We start from the raw sequence: 9,079 nt of genomic DNA, 5'->3' as shown, positions 1-9,079 counted from the left end.
TTCATCTATTTTACTTACATATCGGAAAGGTTCCTGATTATACCAAATCAGGAACCTGTCTTTTTTTCTCCCACAAACATTTTACTCATACTTTGAAAATTTCGACATGAACTCGACAAAAATTATGGCCAAAAATTGAACAAATAACTCTTGAAAAAGAGAGAAAAAAAGAATAAGATGTTAACGTAGAAATGACAACTTTGTTACAAAACGTTGTATTTTTTTGGTCTATTTCGTGAATAAATTCACAAACTTTTTAAACGATAAAAATCGTTCAACAAGCGCAAGCTAAAAAAAATAAGAAAAGGTGGAAGTGATTCGCTTGAAGAAGCCAAATGTTGTTGTATTAGGTGCAGGTTATGGTGGATTAATGACAGTGACGCGTTTACAAAAGATGATTGGCGTCAATGAGGCAAGCATTACGCTTGTCAACAAACATGATTACCATTATGAATCAACATGGTTGCATGAGGCAGCTGCAGGAACGTTGCATCACGAGCGCGTTCGCTATGCAATTGCAGATGTCATCGATCAAAGTAAAGTAAAATTTATTCAAGATACGGTTGAAAAAATCAACCTCGAACAAAAACAAGTGTTGCTTCAAAACCATGAGCCGTTAACGTATGATTATTTAGTTGTTGCTCTTGGATTTGAATCTGAAACGTTTGGCATTAAAGGCTTAAAAGAATATGCCTTCTCGATTGCGAACGTCAACGCTGCACGTCAAATTCGCGAGCATATTGAATACCAATTTGCGACATATAGCACAGAAGAAGAAAAACGTGATGAGCGTTTGACGATTGTCGTTGGTGGTGCAGGATTTACAGGTATCGAATTTTTAGGTGAGCTTGTAAACCGTGTTCCAGAACTTTGCCGTGAATATGACGTTGATCCAAATAAAGTGCGCATCATCTGCGTAGAAGCAGCACCGACAGTTCTGCCTGGTTTTGACCCAGAACTTGTTGAATATGCGGTAAATGTTCTTGAGAAAAAAGGTGTCGAATTTAAAATTGGTACAGCGATTAAAGAATGTACACCAGAAGGCATTATCGTTAGCAAAGACGATCAAGTAGAAGAAATTAAAGCGGGAACAGTTGTATGGGCGGCTGGAGTACGCGGAAGTCGCGTCATTGACGAATCAGGATTTGAAGCGATGCGCGGTCGTGTGAAAGTGGATCCGTTCTTACGTGCCCCAGGACATGAAGATGTGTTTGTTGTTGGAGACTGTGCGTTAATTATTAACGAAGAAACAAACCGTCCATATCCGCCAACAGCGCAAATTGCAATGCAACAAGGGGAAGTTTGCGCGAAAAACTTAGCTGTGTTAATTCGTGGTCAAGGGGAATTACAACCGTTTAAACCAGATCTCAAAGGAACAGTATGTTCGCTTGGACACGATGATGCGATCGGCGTCGTATTTGGCAAGAAAATTTGGGGGGCAAAAGCGAGCGTCATGAAAAAAGTAATTGACAACCGTGCCCTTTACTTAATTGGTGGTCCAACACTTGTTGCGAAAAAAGGAAAATTTAAGCTATTGTAAAAACGAGCGAAGCGACTTTTCGCTCGTTTTTTCTTTACAAATGATATATTTTTATGTATAATTATCTGAAAATTAAGAAAAAGGAGAGAGGGCTATGAATAAAACAACGTGCCAATATTGTGCGGGAAACGGTTATGTTCATGTTGCGGTTGGAGGATCAGAAACTTGTCACTATTGTGAAGGGACGGGAGTAGAAAAAGATGAAGTGGCAATGAAGCAATAATTGACTCATGTTTTCGCTTTCAGTACACTTAAAATGGTGTATTGGAGGTGAAAACGTATGGAGATGAGCATTCCTGTTTTATTTATTTCTATCTTATTGTTTTTTGTTTTATTTTTTGGCATTGGTTTTTTATTAAATATGATTTTACGAACGACGTGGACGATGGCGATATTAAGCCCGTTCGTTTTATTATTGTGGATTGATCAAATTTCTATAATGGACTATGTCACAAACCCATCCGCATCTTTTGCTCATGTGAAAGAGCGAATAGGATCGTTAGCGAGTGCGGATTTAATCATTTTAAGTAGCGGGATTGTAGGTGCAATCGTTTCAGGTATTGTCATTCAAACATTGCGTAAAAAAGGATATCGTATGTTTTAAACCTTCACAATCGTGGAGGTTTTTTTATTTCTCTTGCGGTGGATGTATATTTTTTTTGAATGTTGGAAAGAAATACAACCGTGGGAGGAGTGAATAAATGGGTATAAAATGGTTAAGACGAACGACCATGGTTGTATTGTTTATGTGTGCGTTCATGACGACATTTCAATCGATATCAGGCGTTGAAGCGAAGATGCTATCTGATTGGTTTTCACCTTCACGTTTTTCTTTTTTCTCATTCAAGTCGTTGTTTTCAACGGATACGTATGAGTATGTAGCAGATCGTTTTCGAAAAAATGAAAAGCAAGTGACACAACTATCATCCCAACAAACAACAAACGAATCGTTGACGTTAGAAGAAGCATTCGATTGGTCGCAATATCCGTCCGTTACTGTTGTAGCAACAGGATATACAGCTGGAGTGGAATCAACAGGAAAAACGCCTGATCATCCGAGTTATGGGATCACATATTCCGGTGTGCGTGTGAAACGTGATTTGTATTCCACGATTGCAGCAGATTTAAACATTTTCCCAATTGGAACGATTTTATTTATTCCGGGATACGGATATGGTGTTGTCGCAGATACAGGATCAGCGATTAAAGGTCATAAAATTGATTTATATTACGAAACAGTAGATGATGTGTATAAACATTGGGGAAAGAAAAAAGTGAACGTATATGTCGTCAAACGCGGAGATGGAACATTATCTGAGCAAGAGATGATTGCACTGAACGAAAATGAATCGATGCAAGTTTTTCGGCAACAATATATAAAGAAAGAGGAAAAGGAAGTTGGTCTATAACCGAACTTCCTTTTCTTGTTATGCAACGTATTTGTTATATGCTTGATGTTCGTTTAGGGCTTTATAAATGCGTGGTGCAATGACACCGGCAACGACCGATAAGATGATATCTTTTGGAAGCGGAACGAGCATCCAGCTCCATGCCATCGTATAAGAAAAACCTTCTGGCGCGTCAGCCCATAATTTGAATGCGGCATACATCCAATTTGTGCCGACAACGTAGTTAATTATCATGCCGATAATTGTTGCTGTGATAAAGCGTGCTACGGAACGATTTGCACTTTTTTCAATAAGTAAACCAGTGACGTATGCTGCAAGAATAAAAGAAAGAATAAAGCCAAACGTTGGGGCAACGATCGTTGAAAACCCTCCGCTAAAACGGGCGAAAACAGGTGCGCCGAATAACCCGATGAGCATATATACAGTCATTGCTATTGCTCCTCGTTTTGCTCCAAGAATGGCGCCAGCTAATACGCAAAAAAATGTTTGTAACGTAATTGGAACTCCACCAATCACGAGAAAAGGAGCCCACGATGTTATGTTTGCTCCGATCGCCATTAACGCTGCAAACATGGCGATAAACGTTAAATCTTTCGCTCGCATTTGTTAACCTCCTTTTTTTATTCGTTAACGAAATGGTATATGATAAAACAAAAAATGTCAATACATAAGTGCGACGTACTTGTGCAACATAACAATACGGAGGGGATGACAATGAGGGAAGAGGAACAATTGCTTCGCGCAAATCGATTAGGTGCAAAAGAAGATATGATTCATATAAGTGAAACGGATGATGGACATGATTTGCGCGATGCAGCCTATATCGGTGAAAAGCAGATGGCGGCACCGAATTATCGCCAGTAAAGCAAGAAGGTGAGTTGGCAACAAGGCGACTCGCCTTTTTTTGGTAAAAGTGTAATGTGAATCGTATTTGGATTAAAAGAGATTTTCATTTCCGATTCGATGCCGATGGATTGAAGTTGCTTTTGTACTTCTTCTTGTTTTGATTGTTGGGCTTTTTCCATTAACTGTTTTGCAAAAGTAGGATCGTTTGCGATTTTTGTCGAAATGGTCGTGGCATCTTTCAATAGTTTTTGTATCGCTTTTGCTGATTGTGTAAATTGTGTAATATCAACGTTTGGATACATTGTTCTCCCTCCTTGGAAGCATTATATGACGAAAAGAAAAAAACGCTCAAAGGCGAGCCTTGAGCGTTTTTATAAGTAACGAATGAAAATATACGCGTGTGAAATAAGCAAGGAAATGAGCGTCAGCGGTGCCCCGATTTTTAGAAAATCAAAGTAGCTAAACCCATGACCTTCACGTGAAGCAATCCCTGCAACGATGACGTTTGCAGATGCTCCAATTAACGTCCCGTTTCCACCTAAACAAGCGCCAAGCGCTAACGACCACCATAAGACGTCAATTTGTGCTGAGTCTGGAGATAACCCCATGCCGACAGCCATATCTTGAATGAGTGGAATCATCGTTGCAACAAACGGAATGTTGTCAATTGTTGCCGAAGCGATTCCAGACACCCAAAGAATTAAATAAGACGCATAATGAATATCTCCTCCTGTGATTTCTAATGCTTTCTCGGCCAAACTTTTAATAAGCCCGATATCGACGAGCCCGCCAACGAGTGTAAACAATCCAGCAAAAAAGAAAATGGTTGTCCACTCAACAGAAGCGAACACTTCTTCTAAGTCGTGTTCTTTGACGCCGATCATCATTAAAATGACAGCGCCTGTCATTGCGATGACTGCCGCATCGACGTGAATCACTGAATGGAGCATAAAACCTAAAATTGTTAATCCAAGCACAGAAACGGACTTTTTCAATAGTACGGCATCTTTAATGTATTGTTTTTCATCGAGTTTCATGAGCCGTTCGATGAGCGCAGCATTTGCTTGAAGACGTTTGCGATAAAACACGTACAAAATAGCAATAACAACAGCCATGATGACGAGAACAACAGGACCTAAATTAAATAAAAAGTCGTTAAACGTTAAATGTTTATTGGCAGAGCCGATCATAATGTTTGGTGGATCTCCAATTAATGTTGCTGTACCACCGATATTTGAGAAAAGCACTTCAGAAATTAAAAAAGGAACAGGGTCTACTTCTAACATACGTGTAATAGAAAATGTAACCGGAACAATTAACAAAACGGTTGTCACATTGTCGAGAAAGGCAGAAAGAACAGCTGTCAGCAATGATAAAATGACTAAAATGTTAATTGGGCTTCCTTTCGCCATTTTTGCAGCTTTAACCGCAACATATTGGAAAAAACCAGATTTGCTCGTAATGCTAACAAGGATCATCATACCGATTAAAAGCGTGATTGTTCCCCATTCGATATGATGCGTGTATGCTTGATGTAAATCAACGATGCCGAAAATAATCATAAAAGCGGCACCTAATAAAGCGATGACAGCACGATTCACTTTTTCTGAGATGATAATGGCGTATGTAATCAAAAAGATTGCAATGGCCGCATAGTATTGAAAATTGCTTACTTCATGAGTGATTGCCTCATGCACGATCTGTCATTCCTTTCTTTTTTACTTTTTTAGTGGCTGGGAGCAGCTTGGACATGTTAAATGCGTCGTGTCAGCGTTTACATTGCGAATATAAAAAGAAAACCCGCAGTTCGCGCATTCGATTTGTGATAAGCGATCGATAAACAATTTTGTGGATGGTGACCCTTGTTTCGTTGTATCGATAACTTCCACATGTACATGCTCACGGGAATCGTCTTCTGCAAGAACTTGACCTTCTGTTTCTTCTTTTACCCGCCATCCGTGATCTAAAATATGTTGCTCTAGTTGGCTATGAGAAGAGTTTGCTAACATATCTTCAGCTAATGTCATCAACTGTTCATTTGTTAAAGATTCAAATGGAATTTTTTGTTTTTGTTCGTTCCAATACCCCCTTAATTGTGCTTCTGTAAATACGAATGTGATGACTTTGTGGATCACGACGTTTTTCAAACAAATACGCCTCCCCTTTTTTGTTTACGAATCCAATTATATTCCTTTTTGCGAAGTGATACAATTGTCTTTATGATATAATGAGTGAGAAGATATATGGAGAGGTTGATTGTATGACTGACATCATATTTGGATTGTTTTTATACTTCCCAGAAGATAAAACAGAGTACATTCCTGCTGCCATTTCATTTACGGCATTTTTTATTGCGGCTGTGTTGACGATGCGGGCCATTATAAAAATTTCAAAACGTCAAGAAGAAAAAGCGAAGCAATTAGAAGAACAGCTGAAAAAACAACAAGTAAACGACTAAATGGACAAAAACTGGGCATAATAAGCTGTAAATATGTAGTTGGAGGGCTTATTGTGCGTCAAATGATTATATGTGTCGTTTTATTTCTTTTGAGCGGATGTATGGAAGAGAAAGTGAAAAACGTCGATGTCAATATGATAAATGAAGATAGTGACTCGATTGGGACGATTAAAATGTCGCAGCAACCTGAAGGAGTGAAACTTGATATTGATTTAAAAGGGCTGCCTCCAGGAGAACATGCGATCCATATTCATGACAAAGGAACATGTGAACCACCTACATTTCAATCAGCTGGGGAACATTTCAATCCAGAAGGAAAAGAGCACGGTCTCCTTCATCCGGAAGGAGCGCATGCAGGCGATTTACCGAATTTAATTGTAAAAGAAGATGGAACGGTGGAAGTGCAATTGATGGCTCCGAATGTCAATTTGTCAGAAGAGAAAAACGGCCTATTCACCAAAAACGGAACATCGATTGTCATCCACGAAGGAAAAGATGATGGGATGTCTCAGCCGGCAGGAAATGCAGGCAAGCGAATCGCATGCGGCGTGATTAAAAAACGGTAGTCGCAAGCGATGTCGTCTTGCTTATTTTTTTGAAAAAATGCGTGCATTTTTTTCTAAATTGTGTGAAAATTTATGACAGGGGGGATTTGTATGAAACTAACTGAAAAAGAAATTGAAATTGTTGAATTGTTAGAAAAAAACGCGCGTCTGCCGATTGATACGATGGCGAAAATGGTTTCTCTATCGGTTTCAGAAGTGGAGGATATAATAAAAAAATTAGAAGAAGCGAAAGTGATTGTACAATATGCAACGATCGTGGACTGGCGGAAAGTAGATGGCCATGAAGGGGTGACGGCAATGATCGATGTCAAAGTGACACCGAAGCGTGGCGTTGGATTTGACGAGGTAGCCGAACGTATTTATCGCTTTCCGGAGGTTAAGTCTGTCTATTTAATGTCTGGTGCCTACGATTTATCTGTTGTCATTGAAGGACGTTCCATGTCTGAAATTGCCCATTTTGTTTCTGAAAAATTATCGACGCTCGATTCCGTCATTTCAACGACAACCCATTTTATTTTAAAGAAATATAAGCATGACGGCACCGTGTTTGAGCAAGGTGATCAAGATCGAAGAATCGTGGTGGCTCCGTGATGCAAAAGACGAAAACATATATATCTGACACTGTATCACGCTTAAAACCGTCTGGTATTCGTCGCTTTTTTGATTTAGCGGCAAGTATGGAAGGGGTCATTTCACTTGGAGTGGGCGAGCCCGATTTTATTACCCCTTGGAGTGTGCGGGAAGCTTGCATTTTATCATTAGAACAAGGCTATACATCATATACAGCGAACGCAGGTTTATGGGAGTTAAGAAAAGAAATTAGCGACTATGTAGCGCGTCGATTTCATGTGTTATATGATCCAGCTGATGAAATAATTGTGACGGTTGGGGCAAGTCAAGCGCTCGATGTGTCGCTTAGAGCCATTGTGAATCCAGGTGATGAAGTCATTGTTGTTGAGCCGAGCTTTGTTTCGTACGCACCGCTTGTTTCATTAGCTGGAGGTGTGCCAATTCCCGTTCAAACGAGTGGAAAGCATCAATTCAAATTGCAACCAGAGCAAATTGAGCAAGTAGTGACGCCGAAAACGAAAGCGTTAATCATTTGTTCGCCAAACAATCCGACAGGAGCGGTGTTGAATGCGAAAGAATTGATGCAAATTGCGCACATTGTAGAAAAGCATGATTTGCTTGTCATTTCGGATGAAATTTATGCGGAGTTATGTTACGACGAACAATACACAAGCTTTCCGGCAATTGATCGCATGAGAGAGCGAACGATTTTAATTAATGGATTTTCGAAAGGCTTTGCGATGACAGGATGGCGCCTTGGATTTATTGCTGCACCGAGGGATTTCGCTACGGCGATGTTAAAAATTCATCAATACACGATGATGTGTGCACCGACGATGGCGCAATATGCTGCCATTGAAGCATTACAAAATGGAGCGGCTGATGTCGAACAAATGAAAAAAAGCTATCGGCAACGACGCAACTTCTTTGTTCAATCATTGAATGAAATCGGCCTTTCTTGCCATATGCCGGGAGGGGCGTTTTATGCATTTCCGTCCATTCAGTCAACAGGCATGACATCAGAGCAGTTTGCAGAGCGTTTATTGTTAGAAGAAAAAGTAGCTGTCGTTCCCGGCCATGTGTTTGGAGAAAGCGGGGAAGGATATATTCGTTGTTCATATGCATCATCGCTCGAACAATTGCAAGAGGCGATTCGGCGCATGAAGCGATTTCTTGAACGACTGTAAAAAAAGCTGACGCGCTGTCAGCTTTCTTTGTTGTATTTCAATTCATATAACATTTGCATGACGCGCAAAAAGTCTTCTTCACTAAATTCTTTTGCTTTTCGCAAAATAAGTTTTGCGCGCTTAATGCCAATTTCTTTAATTAAATATTCGATTTCTGGATCGAGACTAGATGAATTGGATAAATCGGCACGCTCTAATAATTCAGATGCAGGGACATCGAGCGCAGTGCAAAGTTTTAAAATAGTTGGTGTGTCAGGGACTTGCTCCCCGGATTCGTATTTTTGAATGGTTGCTACCCCTACCCGAACTTTCATGGCCAACTCTTGTTGTGACATATTTCGCTGTTCCCGATACATGCGAATATTTTCACCAATTGTACTCATTTATTCTCCCACCTCTCCAAAATTCGTTTAGGTATTGTCAAAAGTTTTAAAGACATACCCTAAGTTTTTATTGATTTTATGCGGTTTTCGACAAAAAAAGCTTGCCACCCCTGCTGTTTT

Annotated in this window: 14 protein-coding genes; 9 read left to right on the top strand and 5 right to left on the bottom strand. The window is 39.9% G+C overall.

Going from position 1 to position 9,079, the window contains the following annotated elements; translation table 11 throughout:
• Window positions 1-313: 313 nt before the first annotated feature.
• The 4 genes from EKC99_RS14350 to EKC99_RS14335 all read left to right on the top strand — a co-directional run bounded on the left by EKC99_RS14350 (window position 314) and on the right by EKC99_RS14335 (window position 2,949).
• Window positions 314-1,540 carry an NAD(P)/FAD-dependent oxidoreductase gene (locus tag EKC99_RS14350; RefSeq protein WP_035020625.1) on the top strand — a complete coding sequence of 409 codons (1,227 nt, stop codon included), beginning with the start codon at window positions 314-316 and terminating at the stop codon, window positions 1,538-1,540.
• Between the two features lie 94 nt (window positions 1,541-1,634).
• Entirely contained in the window at window positions 1,635-1,763 is a 129-nt protein-coding gene (locus tag EKC99_RS14345) for a YuiA family protein (RefSeq protein ID WP_009362226.1), read from the top strand.
• Window positions 1,764-1,820: 57 nt separating this feature from the next.
• The gene (locus EKC99_RS14340; protein ID WP_009362225.1) at window positions 1,821-2,144 is read left to right on the top strand and encodes a YuiB family protein; all 324 of its coding nucleotides are present in this window, start codon (window positions 1,821-1,823) and stop codon (window positions 2,142-2,144) included.
• Between the two features lie 97 nt (window positions 2,145-2,241).
• A complete protein-coding gene (locus EKC99_RS14335) occupies window positions 2,242-2,949 on the top strand; it encodes a 3D domain-containing protein (protein ID WP_019417395.1) in 708 nt (235 codons plus the stop codon).
• Window positions 2,950-2,967: 18 nt separating this feature from the next.
• On the opposite strand, the gene EKC99_RS14330 is transcribed toward EKC99_RS14335, so the two are convergent.
• Window positions 2,968-3,552, bottom strand: a complete 585-nt coding sequence (locus EKC99_RS14330) for a biotin transporter BioY (protein ID WP_163152509.1) — start codon at window positions 3,550-3,552, stop codon at window positions 2,968-2,970.
• A gap of 111 nt (window positions 3,553-3,663) precedes the next feature.
• On the opposite strand from EKC99_RS14330, the gene EKC99_RS14325 reads away from it, so the two are divergent.
• Entirely contained in the window at window positions 3,664-3,813 is a 150-nt protein-coding gene (locus EKC99_RS14325) for a hypothetical protein (RefSeq protein WP_009362222.1), read from the top strand.
• Here EKC99_RS14325 and EKC99_RS14320 read toward each other — a convergent pair.
• The 3 genes from EKC99_RS14320 to EKC99_RS14310 form a co-directional block, all read right to left on the bottom strand.
• A complete protein-coding gene (locus EKC99_RS14320; RefSeq protein WP_163152507.1) occupies window positions 3,801-4,097 on the bottom strand; it encodes a YuzC family spore coat inner layer protein in 297 nt (98 codons plus the stop codon). The genes EKC99_RS14325 and EKC99_RS14320 overlap by 13 nt on opposite strands.
• A 69-nt stretch (window positions 4,098-4,166) precedes the next feature.
• Complete coding sequence (locus tag EKC99_RS14315; protein ID WP_163152505.1) at window positions 4,167-5,492, bottom strand: ArsB/NhaD family transporter; 1,326 nt, start codon at window positions 5,490-5,492, stop codon at window positions 4,167-4,169.
• 21 nt (window positions 5,493-5,513) lie between these two features.
• Window positions 5,514-5,942: a hypothetical protein gene (locus EKC99_RS14310; protein WP_026011614.1), complete on the bottom strand. Its 429-nt coding sequence runs from the start codon at window positions 5,940-5,942 to the stop codon at window positions 5,514-5,516.
• A gap of 113 nt (window positions 5,943-6,055) precedes the next feature.
• Between EKC99_RS14310 and EKC99_RS14305 the strand changes: the two genes are divergently transcribed.
• The 4 genes from EKC99_RS14305 (at window position 6,056) to EKC99_RS14290 (ending at window position 8,576) form a co-directional block, all read left to right on the top strand.
• Window positions 6,056-6,253 carry a hypothetical protein gene (locus tag EKC99_RS14305; protein ID WP_009362218.1) on the top strand — a complete coding sequence of 66 codons (198 nt, stop codon included), beginning with the start codon at window positions 6,056-6,058 and terminating at the stop codon, window positions 6,251-6,253.
• Between the two features lie 62 nt (window positions 6,254-6,315).
• The gene (locus EKC99_RS14300; protein ID WP_163152511.1) at window positions 6,316-6,819 is read left to right on the top strand and encodes a superoxide dismutase family protein; all 504 of its coding nucleotides are present in this window, start codon (window positions 6,316-6,318) and stop codon (window positions 6,817-6,819) included.
• Window positions 6,820-6,909: 90 nt separating this feature from the next.
• Complete coding sequence (locus EKC99_RS14295; protein ID WP_009362216.1) at window positions 6,910-7,410, top strand: Lrp/AsnC family transcriptional regulator; 501 nt, start codon at window positions 6,910-6,912, stop codon at window positions 7,408-7,410.
• Window positions 7,410-8,576, top strand: a complete 1,167-nt coding sequence (locus tag EKC99_RS14290) for an aminotransferase (protein WP_163152503.1) — start codon at window positions 7,410-7,412, stop codon at window positions 8,574-8,576. Before EKC99_RS14295 ends, EKC99_RS14290 begins: the two co-directional genes overlap by 1 nt.
• Before the next feature lie 17 nt (window positions 8,577-8,593).
• Here the strand turns inward: EKC99_RS14290 and EKC99_RS14285 are convergent, their stop codons facing one another.
• Entirely contained in the window at window positions 8,594-8,959 is a 366-nt protein-coding gene (locus EKC99_RS14285) for a helix-turn-helix domain-containing protein (protein WP_009362214.1), read from the bottom strand.
• Window positions 8,960-9,079 lie beyond the last annotated feature (120 nt).

The sequence above is a fragment of the Anoxybacillus sp. MB8 genome, assembly GCF_011006755.1.
GTDB classification, from domain to species: Bacteria; Bacillota; Bacilli; order Bacillales; family Anoxybacillaceae; genus Anoxybacillus; species Anoxybacillus gonensis.
This window is presented reverse-complemented; position numbering and strand designations above follow the sequence as displayed.